The organism is Alteromonas sp. ABE4_545 (genome assembly GCF_056161325.1).
Genome location: NZ_JBSWYY010000004.1, coordinates 251721 through 275428 on the forward strand (window position 1 = coordinate 251721; position 23708 = coordinate 275428).

Sequence of the window (23708 nt, forward strand, 5' to 3'; positions counted from 1 at the left end):
CAGCAGCGTTCGGTAAAGAAACTGACGGCAAGAAATATACGAAGGTATAAGTTAGTAACTTATGAAGTGGTTGGCGTTGTGCATCACAACGAAAAAAAGCGGCATTCAGCCGCTTTTTGAATTTTGAGTCTCCGTCTCAGCGTTCCATTGCTTCCACACCTTCCTAGGTGCGATATCCATTAACCCTGTCCTTTCACTCGCCATCCGAAGCGAGTAGCTCTTCCTGAGCTTGTTCCCTTTCCTTTAATCCTATGTACACTGCACATCCTTAGTACAGTAATCCTCGTCCTGAGGTTGTCCTTAACGCAAATCCTTTGCGAACCATCCCTGCGGCAGCCTTGCCTATCCTGTCCATTAAACGCTTTGTCCTAAAGCATCTCCTCTAGTCCCTGAGGGTCCCTTTGCTACATCATGCAGCATCTTCCATGCAACCATCCTGGTTGTATCCCTTTCGTCCTTGATGCGCTTTCCAAAGCACAGACCGCGATGCGGTGTCCTAAAATCTCGACTGTCTTCCTGACTCGTCGTATATCCTTGTGACGAAATAAATAGTACGTCATTTCACTCGGAGGAATGTGTCAATTTGGAGAAATTTAAAACTTTGGTATAAACATTTTTCTAACATTACAATTTTTCTCTATAAATTTCATTGGATTACAACTTTAGTATAGAGAAAGGCCTGCATCACAAAACGAATTCACTTACAAACTATGTAAGCGATCTCCTACAAAAAAACTTACAAAAGCTTACATTCACGCTGTGGCGTTACACGCACCTGCGGGTTTGGCCCAATATGAGGTTGCCTTTAATAAGTGAACAAAGTGAGTGAACTACGCTGCAGATATCGCCCAGTTGTCTACAAGCAGCGACGGTGTTAATGTTTTTATTTATCATTAACTCAAACTACAGACTTGCCAAAAGCGTGTTTTAAGAACCTAAAGCTTCTGAATGTAGTATCAACAGAGGTCTTTGTTTTAACAAGGTTTATGCCCTAAGCAATGATAACGGAATGATCATGGCCCCACGTTCTTTAAACTTAAAACGATTATACAAAGACATAATACTCATATTGGTTTCGCTGTTGTTACTGACCCCCTCGATTGTATTTGCTCAAGAAAAAGAGGATGAGTTAACGCCTTCAGAAATGAAAGCGATCTTAGAGAAAGAAGACACAGAGGTAGTAGAAGTGCGGGGTCGCAAGTTCGAAACTCGCATTGACCTTAAAAAACAAGTCAACATAGCCGAGCTTAACTTTTTCGAACGATTTAACGAATTGGCTGAAGATGAACGCTTTAAGGTAAGTTGTCGTCGAGAAGCCTATGTTGGGTCACGCTTAAAACGACAAATATGTTACCCAAGATACATTTTAGATAGCATGGCCGAAGCCACCCAAGATGCCCTTGCTTTTGGAAATTCTACACCGACGATGAAAGAAGTGGCGATGGCTAACAAGCGCACTCAGCGAGAACACTTTGCCTATATAGAGGCACTGGCCAAAAAGCATCCAGAGCTAATTGAACTTATCGAAGAAATGAACACGGCACAGTCGCGTTTAAAAGCCTGGGATGACAGTAACTAATTGAGTAATGGGTGCGAGGCCTTTGAAAGGCTCGCACGACATTGTTATGACACGGCTTACATCAATTCGTAAGCAGTATCGCCCCATCCAATTAAACGGTCATTCTTAAACACGAGTGGAGTACACTCTTCTTTGGTGGTGACGCCATCGTCCATTGCACGCTGCGTACGATAGAAGAGCACTCTGTATGTACCATCATCTTTTTTGTACATTTCGGTAAAGTCAGCCACCCCCATCTTTCTCACAACATCTTCAAAGTGTGTATTGTTCTCTAGATTTGAGATGTGCTTACGATTGTTGTACTCACGTTTCTCCCAATTTGCGCTCGTGCTATAACCGCCATCTGAATCATCACCGCCGACAGAAATAACACAGCCAGAGAGTGCCAAAGGTGCGCTTAAGGCCAAGATAAGTGCGAATCGCTTCATTGTTCTTCCTTTTTAAAATAAGAATCGAGCGACTATCTGCAATACAAGACTTATGCAATGACAGTCGCTTTCTGTTTTGACTTTTGCTGTTTACTATACAAATTCAAGACCAATGTTTAAAAACTCATAATATTCAACTAGTTAATAACAAATGGATAAAAAACACCTCTCTACCTTTAACTAATTTTGCTATAAAGTGGTGTTTTTCACTACCAGATAAGCAAAAAGGCAAATATGAAAAAAGAGTTAGCGATTCAAGACCTAGTTGCAATATGCCGAGTGCTGGCATCAGAAGGAAAAACACCGAGTGTAGGTCTATTAAGAGCAAAAGCGCCGGGTAAGGTGTCGGTCTCAGAGGCTATCTCTGCCATACGTTATTTCAATAACAGTCAAGGCTTACCATCTTCCGATGAAAAACCAGAGCCCAAACCAGTTACAACACTGGCGTTAGAAAAGCGCGTAATAGCACTCGAAAATGCGGTCGCTACACTTGAAGCCCGACTGGCAAAAGCCGGGCTATGAGTCAGCCAATTACTCTACAATAGCAGGGGTCAGGCCCGACAAAAATGTACTGAGATCCTTTGCTAGTATACGACTTGGCTCCTTCCCTACGTGTTCAACGACGACTTCTCCCGTGTCATTGTTTACACAAAGAATAACGTCTTCGGCATCAGTTAATCCAAAAAACAGCGTCGGCGTTTGTTTTAACCGGTGCTTCATCAATACATGACCAATGATATTTTCTTGTAATCGCTCCGCATCATCCTGATTCCACACCTGCAATAGCTGGCATAGCCCGTCTTCTGCTTTGGCATTAAGCGGCTCACTCCAATAGCGAGAGAAAAACTCACAGTATTGTTTATCTAATTTAAGCGACAATGCATCTTCAATATTTTGAAAAGACAATGGCGAAGACTGCTTCACAGGGCGCCAATTAACCCATTCACCATCTTGTGCTTCAGACTGATAACACGGCGATGGCCAACTCGCGTCATACTCTATTTTTAATGTTTTTTGTGCATCATCATAAGCAGCGAGGTAGCGACGAATAAACGCGTCGAGAGAATCTTGAATATTATTTTCCATGTTTTATGGTCATATGCGTTACAATATGGGTAGACAAACACGATTCACTCCCCAAATCAACGCTGTTTGTACTGTTATCGTTTTTTTCGTTGGGAGCACCGAAATTCTTATTTCGTCTGAATCACTTATTTGATGTTCATTTAAAATATTCATATGAAAAATACCAGCCACGCAACAACCTTTACTATCCCCGACAACTTAACGTTGGGTAAAACCGTTAGCTACATCGAAACCTACACCCCCGATTTGCTACAAGGGGTACCTAGATCGCTAAGTCGAGATACCTTAGCACTAGGAGATGCCCTGCCATTTGACGGAATAGATATCTGGAACGGTTATGAATTGTCATGGCTTAATACAAAAGGAAAACCCTGTGTTGGTGTTTTACAATGTCGCATCCCTATTCACTCTCCCAACCTGATTGAGTCTAAGTCGTTTAAGCTTTATCTGAATAGTTTTAACCAAACCCATTTTGCCCACGTAGATGACGTAAAAGATGCGCTCACACGGGATCTATCCGAATGTGCCGGGGCAACTGTGGAGGTGAATGTCTATCAACCCCACGAGTTTGCTCAATTAACAATGGAAGAGTGGGAAGGAGAAGTCATCGATGATTTGGATATTGAGATCAACTCATACCAACCTGATGCTTCCTTGTTACGCACCGACGATGAACAAGTGGAAGAAACCCTCATCAGTCATTTACTTAAATCGAATTGCTTGATTACGCATCAACCCGACTGGGCAAGTTTACAAATAAGGTATAAAGGAAATCGCATTGTTCATGAGCAATTACTCGCGTACATTATCTCTTTTAGACAACACAATGAGTTTCACGAGCAATGTGTAGAGCGGATATACTGCGATATTATGCAGTACTGTAAACCAGAGCGACTTTCGGTTTATGCTCGTTACACAAGAAGAGGGGGATTGGATATCAACCCACTTCGTACCAACTACACACACACATTCAATAACGCACGTCTAGCTAGACAGTAGATGGGTCATGAGGCGCTGGAACCGATGAATCAGCGCCTAAGCTTGAATAAGGGATAAAATGGATTCCAAACAAATCCAAGCATTAAAGAAGCACAGCAGTGAACTTGCTCAGTTCATTACTCGTTTGTCGAGCTTTTACGAAGGCATTGACGGTGATATCGACAAAGAGTTGCAGGTGTTACGCAGTCATTTAGCCGGTAACCCAAACTTCACACTCGCGACTGTCAGTATGTCAAAAGTATCCAAGCTTTTGATGACCAATCAAAACACGTTGAAAAAAATCACCTCATCGCAAACACAACAGATGCAAGAGGACATCAAAGAATTACAAAAAATTGAGGGGCTACAGCCCGATTGGTGCAAAGATGCAACAGATTTACTTATCTCTCTCAATCAGCCAGTGTCTTCAACAATATCGCTTTACTCGTTGTTGTTACGTACCTATGAACTGCAAAAAAGTGCCCTTTACTCGCCACTAGACAACGAAGAAGAAAATATCACTGCCGCTTTTTCGAGTGATCCAGAAACGAAAAAATTACGACAAACGATCCTCGATGAACTAAGTCAGTTAGTCGAAACTTATTCAATCAGTAACCCAGAAGATGCCAATATTGCCTCGTTGCGTGAGCGCATAGCGATGGGGCTTAACGATGCCGAATTATTGCACTCTTGCCTCGTTGTGATCCGCCTCATGGTTAAAGACTCCATGACGGAAGCAACCGCGACTGGCCGAGTTATTCAGCACCTTGAACAATCATTAAGCCTGTTAGAACAGAACGTTAATGATTCCATCGATATGTCTGAACAAAGTTTTGAAGCGCAAAAAGCCACACGCAAACAACTAAAAAGCGCAATTGATACAATTGGTGAAGCGGTTAATCAAAGTGAATCTCTCGAAACATTAAAAAACCAAGCGCAATCACATTTAGAAAAAATGAATAGTACGCTAGACGAGAGAGAAATAGCAGAGAAAGCGGAACAAGCTGGGTTAATGAGTTTATTAACCAGTATGCAATCTCAGTTAGTCAGTTTACAAAAACAAACCCATTTCTATCGCAAAAAGCTTAAACAGCAGCGCATGTCTATTTATACCGACCCCTTAACCAAGGTGCCGAATAGAATGGCCTACAACGAGCGCTCAGCAAAAGAATGGCAACAAAGCCAAACGAAAGGAACACCTCTGAGTATTGCATTGGTGGATGTTGATCACTTTAAACGCATCAATGACCAATATGGGCATGCCGCGGGCGACAAGACATTACAGGTCATTGCTCGACATCTAAAAGATCAATTAGAACAAAGTGAATTTATTGCGCGTTGGGGCGGAGAAGAGTTTGTCATCCTGTTCCCAAATAGTGCGCTAACGGCCATTGAAAGTCGGTTAGATACCATTAGAGAGTCTTTGTCTAAACTCCCATTTAAGTTTAAACAAGAACGCGTCACTGTCACAGTATCCATCGGTGCGACTCAGTGCCAGCAACAAGAAGAACTTGAAAAAGCGTTCGAACGGGCCGATAACTACTTATATGATGCAAAAAATGCGGGACGTAATTGTGTAACCGCAAAATAAGCAATATGAGGAGCCATCATGAAAAAGGTGCAGTTGAATCCTTTAGGTTGGATGAGCCAGCTTTCTCAAGTTGAGGTAACAAAACTCCAAGATACTACGAACAGCGAGTTGTACACCTTATTTAGAAATTGTGCGCTAGCGGTACTCAATAGCGGTGTGGATGAAGACAACTACGAAACCCTATTTTCCCCCTACAAAGATTTTGATATCCGGCTTATTCGCAGAGAGCGAGGGGTAAAGGTCGAATTAATAAACCCTCCAGAAGTGGCGTTCGTAGACGAAAAGTTAATTAGAGGAGTTCATGAGCATATCTTTGCGGTATTAAGAGATATGCTTTTTATGGGCAACAAGTACGCCTTTACCCATCAAAAAGCGCCGGCCGACAGCGCACAAATTACCGACATGGTTTTTGATATGTTGCGTCACGCTCAAGCGCTGGAAGGTAATGACGAACTCAATACTGTCGTTTGCTGGGGCGGACACTCTATTAATCAAAAAGAATACAAATACACCAAAGAGGTGGGATACCAACTCGGTCTACGACAAATGAATATTTGTACTGGTTGTGGCCCAGGTGCAATGAAAGGGCCTATGAAAGGTGCAACCATTGGTCACGCGAAACAACGTATCAACAACGGCCGATATATCGGCATTTCTGAGCCAAGTATCATTGCTGCTGAACCCCCTAACGCGATTGTGAATGAGTTAATAATCATGCCTGATATTGAAAAACGCTTAGAAGCGTTCGTTCGATTTGGCCATGCTATTGTTATCTTCCCGGGAGGCGTGGGTACCGCAGAAGAGTTATTGTATATTTTGGGTATACTCACCAATGAGCGAAACGCACAACAGCCATTTCCACTTATATTGACCGGCCCAGCTGGCTCAGAAAGTTACTTCGAGGCCATTGATGATTTTATTGGTGCTACGTTAGGACAAACCGCTCAAGAGAAATACCAGATTATTATTGATGATCCCGTTGAAGTGGCGACTACGCTCACCCGTGGGATGCAAAAAGTAGAACAATTCCGAAGAGCAATGGGTGACGCGTTCAGTTTTAATTGGTCGCTAAAAGTAGACGAAGCGTTTCAGCACCCGTTTGAGCCGACCCATGCCTCGATGGCCGAATTAAACTTACACCTCGAACAGCCACTAGCCGACTTAGCCGTAAACCTGAGAAAAGCATTCTCAGGTATTGTCGCTGGAAACGTGAAAGCAGAAGGGGTGAAACAAATTCGAGAGCGCGGCCCATTTCAGCTCAATGGCGAAAAAAACCTCATGGCCAGAATTGACGGATTACTAGAATCGTTTGCGAAACAACAACGTATGAAACTTCCCGGAAGCGAGTACATTCCGTGTTATGAAATACAACAATGACACATTTTGAAGTAATTTTTCCAACATTGATTGGCGTGAACACTATTCCATCGACACCATTTTCAGGTAAACTGATACTTTAGTTGAAATTACATTGATAGACGGATGAATAATAGGGTTATTCGACTTATTCTGCTGGGCGCATGTGTCTACGCGTTATTTGTTTTTTTGGTGATCAGTTTTTATCCTGACAAACCAGAAAACATGGATTGGCAGGATAGAGAAGAATACAACAAAGTACAAATAACCAAGCTGAAGTTAGGTAGTACCCGAGAGGAAGTACTCGCCCTGCTCGGCTCGCCTGATATCACCGAAGCGAAAATGCAAGGTGTTAAGGAAATTCAAGTGATGTTCTATCGCACCCAACACGTGCGTGCGGATGGCCTAACAACACAAGATGAATGTACGCCACTATTATTTGAAAATGAGCAACTGATTGCTTGGGGTGATGGCGCCTATCAAAGCTATTTGCGAAGTTAATCATTAAGCGGTAACGTTGCGTTACCGTTTTTGTTTTACGCTCATTGTTTATTTCCCTTGATGACCCCTGCCACTCTCTCTGAAACCGCTGTTTCGCCCGAAGCATGGCTTGAGCAGATAGCGAACTCACTGCGCAAAATTGCATCTTCAACAGGGAGCTATACCTCTCGAATTAAATCATCACTCACGCTGAGTGGGCAATGGATAGCGTTTACGAGTGAATACCCAGACTGGCTCAGCGCCATTGCTATTTTAAAACATGATTTGCCTTGTTTAACCGCTTCAGCGGTGTTTAGAGACCTTGCTCTATTCACACTGTTGCTAAATTTCGACAATGAAAACGCACACTCAAAAAAGCACTTGATTGCAGCAGTTATACTCTATGACAGCAACCTAGCTACACTGCCAAAGGTGAAAGTGGAAGCTCACAAAAAAACAGCTTATGCGTTAAAAACGTTACAACTCGGTTTAATAAGAGCAGCTTATGTCACATTGGCCCAAGGAAAGTTAAACAAACATCGCTGGCGCGCTATGCAAATACACAAACTATGGTTTGCCAAAGCCCTCAGCCATCAGATAAAGCAGTACCCAAACCAGGTTTTTGCGAATGTATTACATCATCTCAGCAGTAAATTGGCATGTCATGATCTGAAATTACTCGACGCATTCATCCACTTTCCGGGACTCGTACCTATTGGCAGTAACGTCAGTATTGCCAAAATACCTGTTAGTATCATTGCCCACACGGCGACTTCGCTTGTTCACGTTCAAACTGAAGAAACCCATCACACTGGCTTATACGACAAACTAAAACCGGATGTTGTGGTGAAAACCCAGTTAAGCGTAAAACAATGGCACAACTTATTGCACAAAGTTGAGCATTTTGACACTGACAATACAAGAAACTGGCAAACGAAGCCCCCCTACCCCATTCATCGTCTTCCAACCAGTTTACGCGCAATCTTGAGCCAGCTAAACAATGCGAATGTTGACCTAAACCGACTAGCTGAGGAATTTGAAAACGAACCGGCCTTCAAAGAATTTATGCTGAAATCAGCGTCTCAAGCCAATCGTTTAAAGCTTCCGGTGGGGAACATAAAACAAGGGTTGATGACGTATGGCCTTGAACGCGTCGGCAATATGCTGACTCAATTTGCGTTGTCAGAGAGGTTAACGCAAAACGATTTTCTATTACAAAAAGAATGTCGTCATTTATTGCATTTAGGCTGTTATATCGCGAGTGAATTAGCCATGGAAATAAAAGGTGTCACACCGCAAACCTGCGCGCTGTTGATGACCTTTGCCATGTCACCGTTGTTTACAATTGCCGAAATAAAAACCCAAACAAGACTGAAGCTCTCTCCTACTCGTTTGTTCAGCCCTGATTCGCTGTTTGACAATAAGAACCAAGGAGAAATAAAAGCAACCCTCTATGAGTTGGCAAAAGCTTGGCAGCAACCCGTCCCCATATGCAAACTTATGCTGCAATTTGGTCATCAACCTCATCAGGTTACACCAAGGTTGAGAACCGCTTATTGCGTTGTAGGTCAGGCTTTAGTATGGCTAAGAGAATGGTATTTTAACACTGCCCCATGCGTTGAAACGAAACAGTTCTGCAGTCAAAGCGAAAGTTACTTAGGCAACACGTCCTCATTCCGCAGAACAATAAGACTCAAAATATCAGAGCAGCTTTACTGTCCAATAAACACGTTTTGAAAAATTAACCGCTTTGTTGGTTATTTTGCAACGAAATGATGACAATAGACGCAATTTTTCTGGCTTAAAGCTTAAATAGTTGTGGTATTACTACCTTAGCAGGCCACATTAATATACAATTCCGCCCATAGGTGCACGTAATCCGGTTGACGCATAATAATGTCGATACCTGTACTTTCTTCAAAGTTTAATGTGGCGGTTTACAGCTCTGTGCAGCTCACTACCACGCCATACAAACTGCGCTTAAATTTAATCACAATCTAAGCTAGCACCTCAATTTAACGAGCTATAATAACCTAACGTTACAGTACATGTACTAAAAGGATCCTTCCAAAATGACTCAGCAACGTATTACAGTCATTCGCGGCGACGGCATTGGCCCAGATATCATTGACGCTGCGATTCAAATTCTCGAAAAAGTAGGATGTGACTTTGCCTACGATTATGCAGATGCAGGTTTAGTTGCATTAGAAAACCACGGTGAGCTATTGCCTCAAGAGACTTTGGATCTTATCGCAAAAAATAAAGTGACCTTAAAAGGGCCATTGACTACGCCAGTAGGTGAAGGATTTACCTCTATCAACGTCAGTTTGCGTAAACAGTTCAAACTATACGCTAACCTTCGCCCAGTGCTGTCTTTTAAAGGCACTAAAGCTCGCTACGAAGATATCGATATCATCACTGTTCGCGAGAATACGCAGGGCATGTATTCTGGTCTAGGCCAAGTGGTCTCTGAAGATGGTACAGAAGCTGAAGCGATGAGTAAGATCACACGAGACGGCGCTGAAAAAATCGTAACATTCGCCTACGAACTAGCGCGTCGTGAAGGTCGTAAGAAAGTCACTGCTGTTCACAAAGCGAACATTCTTAAATCAACATCTGGTTTATTCCTAAAAGTTGCACGTGAAGTTGGCGAACGCTACCCAGACATTGAGTCTGCGGAAATGATCGTAGATAACTGTTGTATGCAATTAGTGATGAACCCGCATCAATTCGACGTTATCGTTACCACCAACTTATTTGGTGACATTTTGTCAGACCTTTGTGCCGGCCTAGTTGGCGGATTAGGTATGGCACCAGGCGCCAACATTGGACAAGACTGTGCAATTTTCGAAGCTGTTCACGGTTCAGCGCCTGATATTGCGGGTAAAAACCTAGCAAACCCAACTTCGGTTATCCTTGCATCAGTACAAATGCTGGAATACCTAGGTATGGCAGACAAAGCGGATAAAATTCGCAATGCACTGAAAGACGTGATTGAAACAGGTGACCGCACTACCCACGACTTGGGTGGCCAACATGGCACCACAGAGTTCACTCAGGCGTTACTAGACCGTCTTTAATCGATAACATTACCTTATTGAAAGCAGCGCAAATGCGCTGCTTTTTTGTTTCAAAAACTGTCCTTTTCCTGTACTAGTCAGTGCCCTCATTACGCTTTACAGTTTTTATCGCTGAATACTCAGCAAGCAACCCATACAAGGAACTGAAAGATGAATGTACTGAAAACTATCTATATCGCACTTTTGACCCTGCTCACTAGTGCACTATACATACCACATAGCAACGCTGAGGCTGTTATTGAAACACCGGCAACGAGTACGGTTAACACACGACTAGTAGGTAAAATAAACCTCAATACCGCTGATGAGCTAACACTCACCCAACTGCCCGGTATCGGCAAAAGTAAGGCTCAGGCGATTATCGCCTATCGCAAAAAACACGGAAAGTTTGTTTCTTTGGAGCAACTCAAAGACGTAAAAGGTATTGGACAAGGCATTGTCAGTAAAATTGAATCTTCGGTTATTTTGAAGCAATAAAAAAGGGCTTCTATAGAAGCCCTTTTTCACAATAATACATGATTAGCCATTTAGACTAGCTAAAAATTCTTTGAATTCTTCACCAATCGTAGGATGGCGTAGCGCGTATTCTATATTGGCTTTCATATAACCAAGCTTGCTACCACAATCATGACTCTTGCCTTTCATGTAATATGCGTCGACCTGCTCGATCTTCATAAGAGCAGCAATCGCGTCGGTAAGCTGGATCTCACCACCAGCACCTGGTGGAGTGAACTCCAATAGTCCCCAAATCGACTCAGGGAGAACATAACGACCCACTACAGCTAAATCGGAAGGTGCATCTTCTAAATCCGGTTTTTCTACCATTTGATACATTTTTGCAGACTCGCCCGGAGCTATCGCGGCTCCTTCTAAATCAACAATACCAAATTTAGTGATGTCTTCTTGTGGTACCTGTTCAACCATAACCTGACTAACACGCGATGTATTAAAGCGCGCCACCATTTCAGCTAGATTGTCTTTTTTGGGATTTGCCGCCGCATCATCAATGATTACATCGGGTAAAACTACCGCAAATGGTGCATCACCAACCAAAGGGTGTGCACACATGATCGCATGACCCAAACCGCTCGCCACACCCTGACGCACGTGCATAATGGTCACGTCTTTCGGACATATCGCTTGAACTTCTTCTAGCAACTGACGTTTAACACGCTTTTCCAACGTTGCTTCTAGTTCAAACGAAGTATCAAAGTGGTTTTCGATACTGTTTTTACTTGCATGTGTAACAAGGATGATTTCTTTAATCCCTGCTTGTACACACTCTTGCACAACGTATTGAATTAACGGTTTGTCTACTACTGGCAACATTTCCTTGGGGATCGCCTTAGTCGCTGGTAGCATACGTGTACCCAATCCGGCAACCGGGATCACCGCTTTTCTAACTTGACTCATAATGTTTCCTTTTTATGATAATCCTCGACTTGTCTCGTCAATGCAATCATTGTTCCTAACTCAATAAAAACAGCCATTGCTGTCACAACGAGATATTTCATCTGTCGAATTAACGCCCCTATCCAGACGCAAATACATTAACTCTTTGTGATTCTTACAAAGACTTCTATTATACATTTATATTAAATAAAAATTTGTCTAAATAAACTCAGTCCCGCACGCCATCTCAAGGTGCAAGGTCTCGCCTTAAAATCCAAAAGAGTGCAAAGAACGCACCAAAAAAGAGCGATTCAATAATACGATTTCACACACAATTTGCCAATATCGCCCTAGTATATTTAACTAAAAGTTCACTTTCCCTGACTTCCTGCGCAGCCCGTGAATAAGCCCCGTAAGCATATATCGAATACGCGCCTTTCTCTCTTGCATCAATACAGCATTGACAATAAATCGCAATGGCATAGCGCCTAGGTTTCGGCATTTCCAGTAGAGCGGGACGTAAGAACGTGTTGAGAGTAAGAGTATATTTCTAAACTGATAATAAAGTCTTACTGGCACGCCTTTTTTAAACGTCAAGCCCATGATATTGAGTCGTCCTTCTCCTTGTCGATGGGGCAATTGTAAACCGGTATCTCGCAGTATGAGATACCCTTTATGGATAGCTCGCCAACACCATTCATGATCAACGCCATCAATAAAAAGTGATTCGTCTTTCAACCCGACATCATCAAGGCAACGCACATTAATAATCATCCCTGATGCGATAATTTGCCGAACAGAGATAACCGAGTCTGACCACTTTTTGGTTACATCAATTCGGTTTTCATGTACTTTTTGCTCAAAACCGCAGAAAATTGAAGGGCCGATTGCAGCTACGTCGCGTTCGCTTGCAATCTGCGCCGCACATTGAATCAGTTGACCGATAAATAAAGAAGATAGACGGCTATCTTGATCAAGTAACAGTATTTGTTGAGCATTGCGTTGGCGAAAAAAACGGATCCCTTCATTTTGTGCACGGGCAATACCCACATTACCGTTCAGATATAAATAGTGCACGTCCGGCTTTGATAGATATGACCCCGTCATTGCCATAGGCGAATTATCGACAACACAAACAGTAATACCTGCGGCGACTAAATGACCGACATTTTCAGACAATAGTGATTCATCAGGGTGGTAGGTAATGATGACAGCAGCTAAGTTCAATGTTTAAAATACTTTTCTAATAAGTGACGATCAAGCTTATAAGCCATTTTAACTAACTTAGAGGGCAACAATCTTAAGGTAAAAACGGCAATGGCATAAGTTAGGTTGTACAGGGTTAAGCGCTTGAGCTTAAACATTGCGCCAAATCTTGCTTTAAATTCATTTATTGACTTACTCAGGCCTCGTCTTTTGTAAAAGTCATTTACCCGACGAAACATGAGCAGTTGCTCTTTCAAATTCCGAAAAACATACCCTGCTTGAGCTAACTCTATCCACAGAAAATAGTCCTGCGTGTTTCGAAGATGCTGGTTGTACCGATACCCATCCAAAAACACCTCATATCGAATACAGACAGTTGGATGGTTGATCGTACACCTGCGCGGCAGTAAACGAATGATTTGTTGATTAGAAACCGGCATCATTCTAGCACCTACCTTTTCATTTTCTTCATTAATTTCAATCAAAGCCGTCCCTAAAATTGACACATTAGGATGAGTCTGTAAGAACTGAATTTGTGTTTGAAATCGATTCGGCAATGACACGTCATCCGCGTCCATACGAAAAAAGTAGGTGGGTTTTAGTGAGAGAGACCAGTCTAAAACAAAATTCATACAAGCAGCAAGACCTTGATTTATCTTGCTTTCTATCACTACTACTCGCTCGTCAAGTTGAGCTTTAACATCAATGATTTCCTGAATTTCAAAAGACACAGGACCATCAATAACCACCACGAGAAGAAAATCTTCATAGGTTTGCTTTAAAACACTATTAAGGGCTTGTTCAACCCAAAGTGGTTCATCGTTACCGTATACAGCACAACCTACTATCGCCTCTACAGTTTTGACTGTGTAGCGACTTTGAACGATAGAAAAAAAAGCAGACAAGATCCAACCAAATTATGTATTTTTATGTTATTCGATACAAGATAACAGATATCAATACACAAAAACCAGTGATTCGATTTTAATTACTCACTCGACTTTTGTTTCTATAGAGTCGAATGAGTTTCCATACATTTTGGATAACTAGGCTGTAGCAAAATAGCAACGCAATGAAACCCCAAAACATCAACCACTCTGGAATGAGGAATATTTCGCCGACTATACCTATTGCGCAATAACAAGCACCAAGCAACAAAATGGCTAATAATGCTTGCTTAGACGATAGGCCTGCGCGCATAAAAATATTGTGAAGATGCTTTCTATCAGGGTGTAGTACAGACTGACCTTTTCTTGCTCTTCTGTACATAATTGCCGCCATATCCATTAAGGGCAAACCAATTAACCATACTGCGGTTATTGGACGCATAGACGCAACAGGGCCCTGAGTATGATCAACTAACAACCACACGATTGTTAGGCCAACAAACATACTACCGGCATCACCCATGAATATCTTATTGCCCTTAAACCCCTTCCAGCTTAAATTGAACGCAAGAAAAGGCACTATCGCAGCGACGATCACTAAAGGCTCCATGATGGCAGAGCCATTTCCTGAGTGAAGTAGCAAAACGACTACACTACTCAATACGACTAAACTCATACCGCCTGCGAGGCCGTCAATACCATCAATCATATTGATGGCGTTAATGACACCTACCACACAAACCAGTGTAAAGAAGTACCCTATTAAACCAAGATGAACCTCACCAAAGCCGAATATATCTCCGAGCGATGTGATGTAGTTTTGCGCACTCCACGCCATAATGGAAGCCACACCGAATTGACATACCAAACGACCTTTTGCGCTCAAGTCAAAGCGGTCATCTAGCAAACCAAGTAATACGATAAACGCTGATGCTGTGAAAAATAAGGGGTTATTTTTCATCCAAACATCGGTAAGAACGCTCGCCACTAACACCGCAACGAAAATAGCGACACCGCCGGTAAGTGGAACAATACCCGCATGGCGTTTTCGGTAACTGGGTTGATCAACAAGACCAAATTGATGTGCCAATGGCGTCATCACGACAAGAAGAATGAGTGCGACGAAAAAAGCAGTGAAAAGTGGCACAAACTGCAAATAGCTCAACATTCGCTTAGCATCCCGAGTCTTTGAAGACAAAAATAAAACACGTTAATGTGCACAAACAGAGCAAGAAGTGATCCATATTTTACTACTTCGTCCTTTGGTTCATGAAGATACCACAGATGTCGTCAATTTATAACGACTCCATAATAGTAAACTATTCGTGCACTTACTAGGGTGTCGGCTAGATTATCTTAATTATAACTTGGACAGAATGGGTAATTAATTAAAGACAAACTATCCAAAAAATAAAAAGACTTATGATATTATGCGCAAAAAGCTTTACTGCATGGACGAAAACTTCTAATGAAAAAACAAGCTACGTGCCTATTGTTGATGACACTTTTCTCGACTGGTTGTGCATACACGCCTCCAGATGTCGAGGCCTCAATCTCTTTAGTTCCAATGCAAATGGAAAACAACCATTCCACAACGTCTGTAGTCTTTGCCGAAGATGAGATAACACTTGGGAACAGCCTGACCATTAACGGTCATATGTATCAGGTAACAAAACGTTATTTTTCTGCTTTAGGTCACCCCTGCGCAGAACTTTCAGCGCCTTCACAAAAAAAGTTACTCGCTTGTAAAGTCACACAGGGCTGGGTGCTACAAAACTCGCTCTCTACATCAACAGTTTGGAGTGCCAAATAATGTCACTGGCAACTAAGTTTTCACTCGTTTTATCACTTACTCTAAGTTGTTTAGTGTTCCCAACCATTTCCAACGCACAAACGATTGAGCAATTACAACAATTACGCAATCAAGCCTCAGCTTCCAACAGTACAGGTACGTCGGCGACAGGGAATGCCCGCATTTCACCACTGGAAGTGAATAGTGAATCTAACCTAAGCTCAGCGACGTCTCCGACGTCTTCCCTATCGCAATACAGTACTCAAACGCGTAATGGACTGGTTCTTCCTGGCGAGCCGACGGTTGCTGATGTTTACCCTTATCAAGAAAAGCTAGAAAACCCACCATTTGCAGCGAATTTATTCATCGGTGGTTTTGAATCAGAAAGAACTGACGGATTAAATGACAATTACGCTATCGCACCGGGCGATAAACTCAACATCTGGCTATGGGGAGCGGTAAATTTCGCAGATGTGGTGACTGTAGACAACCAAGGCAACATTTTCATTCCCAACATTGGCCCCCTTGCCCTTGCAAACACCCCCGCAAGCAGTGTCAATGCAACTGTTTCAAATAAGATCAAACAAGTCTACACCAATGATGTCAACATCTACGTAAACCTACTAACCTCTACACCTGTTTCTGTCTTTGTATCGGGTCCAGTATTAAGACCGGGGCAATATGCAGGCCAAGCTGCAGATAGTGTACTTTATTTCCTAAAGCGCGCGGGCGGCATTGATTTTCAACGGGGCAGCTTTAGAGCAATCGACGTGATACGCAATGGTCAGACTGTTGAAACTATCGACTTGTACAAATTCTCCCGTTCAGGAGTTATGCCCTCACTCTCTTTCAAAGATGGTGATGTGATTCTTGTCCACCCCATCGGCGATACGGTTACCGTGACCAGTGGAGCGAGAAACAGCTTCACTTTTGAATTGGCGAAAGCAGAACTTGATGGCAATGAACTAACTCAATACGCCCACCCCGGGCAGTTTATTTCACACGCAACAGTCACAGGGATTCGTCAGGGTAATCAAGTCGCCAAATATGTCTCCATTGACGAGCTTGCGGACCTAAAACTGTACTCTGGAGACCAAATTGAGTTTATCAATGATCATGAAACACAAGTCTATCGTATTAATATTGCTGGGTCGTACAATGGCCCGTCACAATATATGGTTCCGAAAGGAACGCGTATTCATGACGTACTAGCTCAGGTCGCAGTAGATCAAAACTTAGCGGATTACGAAAATGTATATTTGCTCAGAGAAAGCGTCGCAGCGAAACAGAAGCAAATCATTGATTCGGCACTTCAACGTTTGGAAAGAAGTGTCTACACTGCGCCTGTAAGCTCTACTGGCGAAGGAGCCATTCGCGTGCAAGAGGCTCAATTAGTCTCTGATTTTGTGGCAAGAGCCCGACAGGTTGAACCGTTAGGCACCGTGGTCATTTCCGATGACGGCAATGTCGCCAATATTCTACTTGAACCTAATGATACCATCGTTATTCCCGAACGCTCTGATTTGATACATGTAGGTGGCGAAGTATTAATGCCACAGTCTATCGTGTTTAATCAGCAGGCCGGGTTAACAGATTATATTGCTTGGGCTGGGGGTTTCGCCGAACGTGCTAATGCAGAGCGCATTCTAATTATCCACCCCAATGGAACTATCGACTTTACAAGCGTCGATGACGACACTGACTTTAACAAATCTGACGGTCACGCCTTAATAGCTGGCGATAAGCTTGTCGTATTGCCGAAAGTGGATGCCAAAACACTGCAAGCCGTTAAAGATATTACTCAAATTGTTTATCAAATTGCTGTTGCGGCCAACGTTGCGGTTAACTAATGGCTCCGACGTTCAAACAACAGCTTAGGCAGTGGAAAAGCGTTATTTTTGCTCTGTTTTTAAGGGAGTTACAGAGCAAATTTAACGATAAACTCGGTTTAGGATGGGCTTTCATAGAGCCTTTCCTATTTATCTTTACCATGTCGTATGCTCGTTCATTCGTGAGTGGCACAGAAGTTCATTCAGTACCTATCATACTTTTTATGATGGTAGGCCTTATATCTGTCCAGTCTTTTATGACGGGTATGGGATCAATATCCATGGCGAGTAAACGGAACAAACCTCTTTTTGCATTTCGTCAAGTAATGCCAATTACTGCTTTTTTAACGACGCTAATTATCGAGTTTTCAATTAAAGCAGGAGTTATATTTCTATGCTTTATGGCAAGCTATCTATTAGCATTGGACCTAAAAATTGATAACCTTCTGTTGCTTATCATGCTTTTTTCGATTCTTTGGATTTTTTCGTTCAGTGTAGGCGTTATCTTCGGTATTGGCAGTGCCTTCATACCTGAGTTAGACAAGGTAAAAAACTTAATCAACAGACCCATCTTTTTCATTTCTGGGACATTTTTCAGCTTACAGGACTTCCCTCCATCTGTTTGGCCCTATTTAAATTGGAACCCATTACTTCATTTTATCGAAATAGGCAGGTACGCTTGTTACGAATCCTATGGATTACACGGTGTATCCATTGAATATGCTCTTATTTGTACAGTCACCTCCCTTTTCCTCGCGCTTTCGCTTTATCAAATTACTTGGAAACGAGTACTTTCACAATGATAAGAATTGAAAACCTCACAAAGTCTTATCCCAGTAAGTTAGGGCCTCAGTATATTTTTAAAAACCTTAACTTTGAGTTCCCCACTGAAAAAAATGTGGCCATTTTGGGTAAGAATGGCGCGGGTAAATCGACACTTTTTCGCTTGCTTGCACGCAGTGAATACCCAGACAGAGGGAGAATTATCACGAATCGCTCAATGTCTTGGCCAGTGGCTCTGCAGACTGGAATTCACCCGCACATGAGCGGTAGAGAAAATACGCGATTTATCGGCCGAATTAACAATGTTAAGTCTCTGTCTAAATACGAAAGAGCGGTCCAAGAATTCGCTGAAGTCGGTAAACGTTTTGACTTACCCGTTAGAACCTATTCTTCAGGTATGAGAGCTAAATTAGTCTTCGCTTGTTGTATGAATATCGACTTTGATATTTACCTCATTGATGAGGCTACTTCAGTAGGAGACGCACAATTTAGAAAAAAAGCCAAAGAAGCTCTTGCTGAAAAAGCGGACTCGGCTGGTATGATTATGGTTAGCCATGAAGTCGATCAAGTTCGAGAATTTTGTAGTTCAGCCATCATCATTAATGATGGTCAATTAACTTATTACGAAGATTTAGAAGAAGGCATAAAGGTCTACTCCAATGATTAAAGCTGTTAAAAATTTTGCCAACAAGACCAAGGAAAACAACGAGAATATTTTTATTATTCTCGCAGGCCTTTTAAATAAAATAAAAGCAAAGCCCTTGTATATCATAGTGATCCCCTGGATTGCCTATGCATTATATTTAATTGCTTTTGCTTCACCTCAATTTGAAAGTCAAAGTCAAATCATCGTCAAATCCAGTGACAAAGCTAGCAGTTTCGACGCGTCAGCCTTACTGGGCTCTGCTGTTTCAGGGGCAGGATATTCTAATGACAGTCAGCTGATAGAAGCATTCGTCAAATCTACCGACATGCTCGATTATCTCAACAAAACCATCCAAATTAGCGACCATTACTCATTGCCGGATGCTGACGTATTCAGCCGCCTAAATAGCGATCACACTAGAGAAGGCTTACTAAAATACTATCTAGACCATGTTGAAGTTGAAGTGGACTCAACCTCTTCGATTATTACCTTAAAAACACGCGCATTTTCAGCCGATTATGCGACATTAATTAACCAAACCATCGTCGAGCACGCAGAAAACTTTATCAACAATATTGGAAATAACCTTGCTAAGTCCCAATTAGCGTTTGCTCAAAGTGAACACGATATCGTGGAGCAAAAATTACAAGAAGCTAAACTTGGCATTTTGGAATTTCAGTCTAAATACAATGTGCTCGACCCCACTGCTGAAGGAGCGGCATTCCAACAAATCGCGTTTTCTTTAGAAGCGACACTAGCCCAGAAAAAAGCTGAACTTAACACTCTACGCTCGATGATGTCTGAGACAGCACCTGAGGTTTTAACTGCGAAACGGCAAATTAAAGCGTTGGAAGAACAAATTGAATCTCAGAAGAGTAGAGTGAGTGACAAATCTCAAGGCGAACACTCGCTCTCGGTAAGTGAGCAAATGGCTCAATATAGCAATTTAAAAGTGCAGTTAGAGTTGGCAATACAGGCGTTTTCTTCATCACTAATGACATTAGAAAATACCCGTGTAGAGACATACCAACAATTACAGCACTTGGTTACCATCGAGTCACCCACACACCCGGAAGACAATAAATACCCAGAAGTCATTTACAACCTCGTTTTAGTAGGTGTCGTGCTCTTTATGCTCTTCGCCATCATTAGAATTATTATCGCCACAATTCGCGAATTGTGATGCACAAATGGCCGATACTGATTAAGTATCGGCCATTTGTTCACCCCCATTGACAGTTTCTATCTTATCCAGTGCTTCATATGCCTTAACTTACTTGTGTCAAACACTAAGCTTTAGTATAAACAAGGCTTCATCCAAAGATTCGTAGATAATAATGGTGACGAGGCCCACAGCTACGTCCATGACAAAGAATCTTTAGGCTTATAATTAAAACTACGGAACTCAGTTGTGACAACAAATACATCTAACGATACGCGTTTCTTTGGCCATCCAGGGGGCCTGTTTACGCTGTTCTTCACAGAAATGTGGGAACGAATGAGCTACTACGGTATGCGCGCCCTACTTGTTATCTTTATGATGATGAGCATTAATGAAGAAGGCCTCGGCTTCTCCAAAGACAATGCCTACGCCATCTATGGCTTATACACTGGTGCGGTGTACTTCATGGGCCTATCGGGTGGCTGGCTAGCCGACCGCTTGTTTGGTGGACAAAGTGCAATTTGGTACGGTGGTATCATTATTATGATGGGCCACATTGTTCTGGCCATCCCCAGCACTGACACATTCTTTATTGGGCTTATTTTGGTGGTACTCGGTACGGGCTTACTCAAACCAAATATTAGTGCCATGGTCGGCCAGTTGTATTCCGACAAAGATGCTCGTCGCGACAGTGGTTATACTATCTATTATATGGGTATCAACATTGGCTCGGTTATCGGTAACTTAATCTGTGGTTACCTTGCCACTAACCAAGGCTATCACTGGGCTTTTGGTGCGGCAGCCATTGGTATGGCCGTTGGTCTAATTCAATTTAAGCTGACCCAAGGTCGTTTAGAAGGCATTGGCAGTCAGCCTTCACAGCCAATGACCGCGACAGGTAATCGCAACACAAAAATTGGTGTTGGTATATTCCTATTAATTGTCGCGTTGATCACCTATTTAGTGAGCCAAGGAACTATCGTCATTGATGCAGTAAGTATTGCTCAAGATGTAGCAGTTATCTTTACTGCGATTTTCTTGATTTACTTTGGCGTTATCTTTTTCTTCGGTAACCTACAGAGTTACGAGAAAAAACGCATGGGCGCATTGTTCTTAATCTGTGTTGCGTCTGCGTGCTTCTGGGCTGGCTTTGAACAAGCGGGTTCATCACTTAACGTGTTCGCTCATGAAAACACCCAGCGTATATTTGGTGATTTTGAACTACCAACGGCTTGGTTCCAAACTCTTAATGCCGTATTCATTGTAACTCTTTCTCCGTTCTTCGCAGCATTGTGGATTAACTTAGGTAAACGCATGCTCGATCCTTCTTATGGCATGAAGAGTGCGATTGGTATTTTGATCATGGCTTCAGGCTTTATTGTGATGTTCATTGCTGCACAGTACGCTGCCAGCGGTATGAAAGTGGCACCATACTGGCTTGTCGCTACCTATTTCCTTCACACTGTGGGCGAATTATGCTTGAGCCCCGTTGCGCTAAGTGCGGTGAGCAAATTGTCTCCTAAGCGCTTCGCCGGTCAAATGATGGGACTATTTGTACTCACCTACTCTATCGGTAATGTGATCGCCGGTGTACTCGCTGGTGCATTTGGTGGTGAAGAATCTGGCAATATGAGCGAGCTATTTATGCAAGTCAGTAAATTCGCTATTGCTATCGGCGTTATCGTCTTTATTCTTTCATTTGTCACGCGTAAGTGGGAAAAAGCCTCTGCATAGAGGTTTCACCTACTCGTACAATCCAATACAATAAATGCCGCGTGTTACGCGGCATTTTTTTAGCCGCGTCAAAGTAACCCCACAAAATTACTTTGATCACCCAGCACCAGACATGACCTTGAGACAATTTCTATGAAGTTTTATTTTTCGACACGGCACATTCCCAGTATTCGCGATTTACCGCTATCAAGGCGAATGGAAGCGATAGAAAAAGCAAGTAAGCAGCTATCGGTGCCAGAAAAAACCTTACTTAATATCTTAAAGCTTTGTGTCATTGTGCCTATTTTTGCTCTATTGATGCAGTCTGTTAATAATTGGCTGTCGCTCTTATGGGCTTTGCTCGTCTTTCTTCTGTACCCCCTAATACTTAAACCCATTCAATATTCACTGAGTGCTAAATATTTGCCTCAACAGCATGAAAAGGAAACATCATGAAACAAATATTAGTGACCGGCGGTGCTGGTTATATCGGCAGCCATACTGTATTACAACTACTAGAAACGGGGTACGGCGTTGTGGTGTTGGACAACCTGTCCAATGCTTCAGAGGAATCTCTTAAACGCGTCGCTGAAATTACCGGTAAAACAATGACGTTTATCAACGGTGATATTCGCGATGTCAAATTACTTGACCGAGTGTTTACCGATTATGATATCCATGCAGTCATTCACTTTGCTGGTCTAAAAGCGGTGGGAGAATCTGTACAAAAACCTCTCGAGTATTATGACAACAACGTATACGGCAGTATTACGCTTTGTAATGCAATGAAAAAACACAATGTAAAAAACATCGTGTTCAGTTCATCTGCAACCGTATATGGCGATCCTGTCTCGCTGCCATTGAGAGAAGATATGGCCGCAGGCCAACCCACCAACCCTTACGGCATGTCGAAGTCGATGGTCGAACGCGTACTCTCTGATCTTTATATTTCTGATGAATCTTGGAATATTGTCCTGCTTCGCTATTTCAACCCGGTCGGCGCACACAAATCCGGTAGGATTGGTGAAGACCCGAATGGTATTCCCAATAACTTAATGCCTTATATCGCTCAAGTCGCAACAGGAAAATTAACACAATTGAGTGTTTTTGGTGACGATTACGATACTCACGACGGTACAGGCGTACGCGATTATATCCACGTCGAAGACTTAGCTTACGGCCATTTATGTGCGCTCGAACGCCTCAACTTATCAATGGGCTTAGATCTCTATAATTTAGGCACAGGCCAAGGTTACAGTGTATTAGACATGGTAAAAGCATTTGAAAAAGCGAGTGGTAAGACAATTAATTACACCATAGCGCCGCGTAGAAGTGGTGACGTGGCCAGTTGTTATGCTGACCCAACCAAGGCAGCAAAAGAACTCAATTGGCATGCGAATAAGACGTTAGAAGATATGTGCCAAGATGTATGGCATTGGCAATCGAATAACCCCATGGGCTATGAAAAATAACAGCAAATGTAAAGGCCGCGTTTAGCGGCCTCAGATTGATGATAAACCCCTCTTTTTTCAGAGGGGTTTATTTTTTCTAGCAGCCGAAGGCTGCGATCGCGATATTTTTTATAGCAGCTTTATTGTTCGAGTGTTGGTGTAAACCTCCCCTAAAATAGCGACATACCTTTTTAGAGTTCTTCGGCGTAAACTGAGCCAAGAAAGGAGAACTCCTGATGAAAAAGTCTCGATACACAGAAACGCAGATC

General features: G+C 42.6%; 23 protein-coding genes. 17 read left to right on the forward strand and 6 right to left on the reverse strand.

What is annotated here, in order from left to right; all coding sequences use genetic code 11:
* Positions 1 to 1015 precede the first annotated feature (1015 nt).
* A complete protein-coding gene (locus ACXAH6_RS06305; RefSeq protein WP_474875790.1) occupies positions 1016 to 1579 on the forward strand; it encodes a hypothetical protein in 564 nt (187 codons plus the stop codon).
* 56 nt (positions 1580 to 1635) lie between these two features.
* Here ACXAH6_RS06305 and ACXAH6_RS06310 read toward each other — a convergent pair whose 3' ends face one another.
* Positions 1636 to 2007 carry a DUF3192 domain-containing protein gene (locus ACXAH6_RS06310; RefSeq protein ID WP_474875791.1) on the reverse strand — a complete coding sequence of 124 codons (372 nt, stop codon included), beginning with the start codon at positions 2005 to 2007 and terminating at the stop codon, positions 1636 to 1638.
* Positions 2008 to 2241: 234 nt separating this feature from the next.
* On the opposite strand from ACXAH6_RS06310, the gene ACXAH6_RS06315 reads away from it, so the two are divergent.
* Positions 2242 to 2529, forward strand: a complete 288-nt coding sequence (locus ACXAH6_RS06315) for a hypothetical protein (RefSeq protein ID WP_474875792.1) — start codon at positions 2242 to 2244, stop codon at positions 2527 to 2529.
* A gap of 9 nt (positions 2530 to 2538) precedes the next feature.
* Here ACXAH6_RS06315 and syd read toward each other — a convergent pair whose 3' ends face one another.
* Positions 2539 to 3093 (reverse strand): SecY-interacting protein, encoded by a 555-nt coding sequence (gene syd, locus ACXAH6_RS06320; RefSeq protein WP_474875793.1) that lies wholly within the window; start codon positions 3091 to 3093, stop codon positions 2539 to 2541.
* Positions 3094 to 3246: 153 nt separating this feature from the next.
* On the opposite strand from syd, the gene queF reads away from it, so the two are divergent.
* The 7 genes from queF (at position 3247) to ACXAH6_RS06355 (ending at position 11055) form a co-directional block, all read left to right on the forward strand.
* On the forward strand, positions 3247 to 4092 hold the full coding sequence (gene queF, locus ACXAH6_RS06325; protein ID WP_474875794.1) for an NADPH-dependent 7-cyano-7-deazaguanine reductase QueF: 846 nt from the start codon (positions 3247 to 3249) through the stop codon (positions 4090 to 4092).
* Between the two features lie 58 nt (positions 4093 to 4150).
* Complete coding sequence (locus tag ACXAH6_RS06330; RefSeq protein ID WP_474875795.1) at positions 4151 to 5662, forward strand: GGDEF domain-containing protein; 1512 nt, start codon at positions 4151 to 4153, stop codon at positions 5660 to 5662.
* A gap of 18 nt (positions 5663 to 5680) precedes the next feature.
* Positions 5681 to 7039, forward strand: coding sequence for a nucleotide 5'-monophosphate nucleosidase PpnN (gene ppnN, locus ACXAH6_RS06335; RefSeq protein WP_474875796.1), 1359 nt, complete (start codon positions 5681 to 5683; stop codon positions 7037 to 7039).
* A 105-nt stretch (positions 7040 to 7144) separates the two neighbouring features.
* On the forward strand, positions 7145 to 7519 hold the full coding sequence (locus ACXAH6_RS06340) for a DUF3192 domain-containing protein (protein ID WP_474875797.1): 375 nt from the start codon (positions 7145 to 7147) through the stop codon (positions 7517 to 7519).
* Positions 7520 to 7579: 60 nt separating this feature from the next.
* Entirely contained in the window at positions 7580 to 9235 is a 1656-nt protein-coding gene (locus ACXAH6_RS06345; RefSeq protein WP_474875798.1) for an HDOD domain-containing protein, read from the forward strand.
* Positions 9236 to 9570: 335 nt separating this feature from the next.
* Positions 9571 to 10578 (forward strand): isocitrate dehydrogenase, encoded by a 1008-nt coding sequence (locus ACXAH6_RS06350; RefSeq protein ID WP_474875799.1) that lies wholly within the window; start codon positions 9571 to 9573, stop codon positions 10576 to 10578.
* 150 nt (positions 10579 to 10728) lie between these two features.
* A complete protein-coding gene (locus ACXAH6_RS06355; RefSeq protein WP_474875800.1) occupies positions 10729 to 11055 on the forward strand; it encodes a ComEA family DNA-binding protein in 327 nt (108 codons plus the stop codon).
* Between the two features lie 42 nt (positions 11056 to 11097).
* Here the strand turns inward: ACXAH6_RS06355 and galU are convergent, their stop codons facing one another.
* The 4 genes from galU to wecA all read right to left on the reverse strand — a co-directional run bounded on the left by galU (position 11098) and on the right by wecA (position 15231).
* Complete coding sequence (galU, locus tag ACXAH6_RS06360) at positions 11098 to 11991, reverse strand: UTP--glucose-1-phosphate uridylyltransferase GalU (RefSeq protein WP_474875801.1); 894 nt, start codon at positions 11989 to 11991, stop codon at positions 11098 to 11100.
* A 342-nt stretch (positions 11992 to 12333) separates the two neighbouring features.
* Positions 12334 to 13197: a glycosyltransferase family 2 protein gene (locus ACXAH6_RS06365; protein ID WP_474875802.1), complete on the reverse strand. Its 864-nt coding sequence runs from the start codon at positions 13195 to 13197 to the stop codon at positions 12334 to 12336.
* Positions 13194 to 14081 (reverse strand): glycosyltransferase, encoded by an 888-nt coding sequence (locus ACXAH6_RS06370; RefSeq protein WP_474875803.1) that lies wholly within the window; start codon positions 14079 to 14081, stop codon positions 13194 to 13196. The genes ACXAH6_RS06365 and ACXAH6_RS06370 overlap by 4 nt, the downstream gene beginning before the upstream one ends.
* A 79-nt stretch (positions 14082 to 14160) precedes the next feature.
* Positions 14161 to 15231: a UDP-N-acetylglucosamine--undecaprenyl-phosphate N-acetylglucosaminephosphotransferase gene (gene wecA, locus ACXAH6_RS06375; protein WP_474875804.1), complete on the reverse strand. Its 1071-nt coding sequence runs from the start codon at positions 15229 to 15231 to the stop codon at positions 14161 to 14163.
* Positions 15232 to 15531: 300 nt separating this feature from the next.
* On the opposite strand from wecA, the gene ACXAH6_RS06380 reads away from it, so the two are divergent.
* From ACXAH6_RS06380 to galE, 8 genes are all read left to right on the forward strand, one after another.
* Positions 15532 to 15876 (forward strand): hypothetical protein, encoded by a 345-nt coding sequence (locus ACXAH6_RS06380; protein ID WP_474875805.1) that lies wholly within the window; start codon positions 15532 to 15534, stop codon positions 15874 to 15876.
* Complete coding sequence (locus ACXAH6_RS06385; protein ID WP_474875806.1) at positions 15876 to 17705, forward strand: polysaccharide biosynthesis/export family protein; 1830 nt, start codon at positions 15876 to 15878, stop codon at positions 17703 to 17705. The genes ACXAH6_RS06380 and ACXAH6_RS06385 overlap by 1 nt, the downstream gene beginning before the upstream one ends.
* Entirely contained in the window at positions 17705 to 18487 is a 783-nt protein-coding gene (locus ACXAH6_RS06390; RefSeq protein WP_474875807.1) for an ABC transporter permease, read from the forward strand. The genes ACXAH6_RS06385 and ACXAH6_RS06390 overlap by 1 nt, the downstream gene beginning before the upstream one ends.
* Complete coding sequence (locus ACXAH6_RS06395) at positions 18484 to 19134, forward strand: ABC transporter ATP-binding protein (RefSeq protein WP_474875808.1); 651 nt, start codon at positions 18484 to 18486, stop codon at positions 19132 to 19134. Before ACXAH6_RS06390 ends, ACXAH6_RS06395 begins: the two co-directional genes overlap by 4 nt.
* The gene (locus ACXAH6_RS06400) at positions 19127 to 20296 is read left to right on the forward strand and encodes a KpsE/RkpR family capsule polysaccharide export protein (RefSeq protein ID WP_474875809.1); all 1170 of its coding nucleotides are present in this window, start codon (positions 19127 to 19129) and stop codon (positions 20294 to 20296) included. The genes ACXAH6_RS06395 and ACXAH6_RS06400 overlap by 8 nt, the downstream gene beginning before the upstream one ends.
* Positions 20297 to 20524: 228 nt before the next feature.
* Positions 20525 to 22009 carry a peptide MFS transporter gene (locus tag ACXAH6_RS06405; RefSeq protein ID WP_474875810.1) on the forward strand — a complete coding sequence of 495 codons (1485 nt, stop codon included), beginning with the start codon at positions 20525 to 20527 and terminating at the stop codon, positions 22007 to 22009.
* Between the two features lie 132 nt (positions 22010 to 22141).
* A complete protein-coding gene (locus ACXAH6_RS06410; RefSeq protein WP_474875811.1) occupies positions 22142 to 22444 on the forward strand; it encodes a DUF6170 family protein in 303 nt (100 codons plus the stop codon).
* On the forward strand, positions 22441 to 23460 hold the full coding sequence (galE, locus tag ACXAH6_RS06415) for a UDP-glucose 4-epimerase GalE (RefSeq protein WP_474875812.1): 1020 nt from the start codon (positions 22441 to 22443) through the stop codon (positions 23458 to 23460). Before ACXAH6_RS06410 ends, galE begins: the two co-directional genes overlap by 4 nt.
* Positions 23461 to 23708: the final 248 nt, after the last annotated feature.